The sequence below is a fragment of the Streptomyces sp. SID486 genome (assembly GCF_009865385.1).
In the GTDB taxonomy this organism is placed as follows: domain Bacteria; phylum Actinomycetota; class Actinomycetes; order Streptomycetales; family Streptomycetaceae; genus Streptomyces.
In genome coordinates this window covers 1-1,260 of record NZ_WWJT01000440.1, presented here as the reverse complement: position 1 = coordinate 1,260, position 1,260 = coordinate 1, and the positions used below count along the sequence as shown (strand labels likewise).

Genomic DNA, 1,260 nt, shown 5'->3' with positions numbered 1-1,260 from the left:
GTCGCCCGCACGGGCCGGCGTCTGTCGGCGCTCGGGCCGGACGACCGCGAGCGCGTCGTACGGTCGCTCGCCGCACGCCCGGGCCTGCTGCCACTCCTGGACGCGGTGAAGGTACCGCTCCTGCTGGCCGCCGGCACCGAACGGATGCTCCACCACGCCCCGGCGCCACCGGTGTCCGCCCCCGCGGACCCGCCGCTCGACTGCACCCCCGCCGGGGACTGGCCCACGCGTTCCACCGCCGACGCGGTCGTCGTCGGCTCGGGCGCCGGCGGGGCGATGGCCGCGAGGACGCTGGCCGCCGCGGGCATGAGCGTCGTCGTCCTCGAAGAAGGGGCGCACCACTCCACCGCGTCGTTCGGACGGCGGGCCCCGCTCGACCGCTTCCTCGATCTGTACCGGGACGGCGGCGCGACCTTCGCCGTGGGCAGCCCCCCGGTGCTCCTGCCCGTGGGCCGGGCCGTCGGCGGTACCACCGTCGTCAACTCGGGCACCTGCTACCGCACCCCCGACCAGGTGGCCGAACGCTGGCTGAACCGGTACGGATTCGCCGCCGCCGAGGGCCTCGGCACCCACCTCGACGAGGTCGAGCGCACCCTGCGGGTGGCGCCGCAGCCCCTGGACGTCCTCGGCGGCAACGGGCTGCTCGCCCTGGCCGGGGCGGAAGCCCTCGGCTGGCCTGCCGCGCCCCTGCGCCGCAACGCCCCGGGCTGCCGGGGTTCCTGCCAGTGCGTCGTCGGCTGCCCCACCGGTGCCAAGCAGAGCGTCCAGCTGTCCGTGTTGCCGGACGCCTGCGCGGCGGGAGCCCGCATCGTCACCCACGCGCGCGTCCTGCGCGTCCTGACCGACCGTGACGGGCCGGCCGGGCCCCGGGCCGCGGGGGTGCTGGCCCGCCGCCCGGACGGCAGCGAACTGGAGATCCTCAGTCCGCTGGTCGTGGTCGCCGCCGGGACACTGCACACCCCGGCACTGCTGCGGCGTTCCGGCCTGGGCGGACACCCGCGGCTCGGCCGCAACCTCAGCGTGCACCCCGCCATCAGCGTCGCGGGCCGCTTCGGCCACCCGGTCACCGGCTGGAAGGGCGTCCTGCAGAGCGTGGGGGTGGAGCGCATGCGTGGCGACGGCGTCCTGATCGAGGCCACCGCGGCACCGCCGGGCATGAGTTCCTTCGTCCTGCCGGGCGTCGGCCGCGAACTGCGCCGTGAGCTGGAGGGGACGGAGCGGCTGGCGACCCTGGGCGCCATGGTCGCCGACCGCCCCTCG

The 1,260-nt window shown here is 77.0% G+C and carries 1 protein-coding gene; it reads left to right on the top strand.

Features of this window, described 5'->3' with window-relative positions; all coding sequences use genetic code 11:
* The coding region (locus tag GT045_RS20770) for a GMC family oxidoreductase N-terminal domain-containing protein (protein ID WP_161335073.1) at positions 1–1,260 on the top strand (1,260 nt) is incomplete at both ends.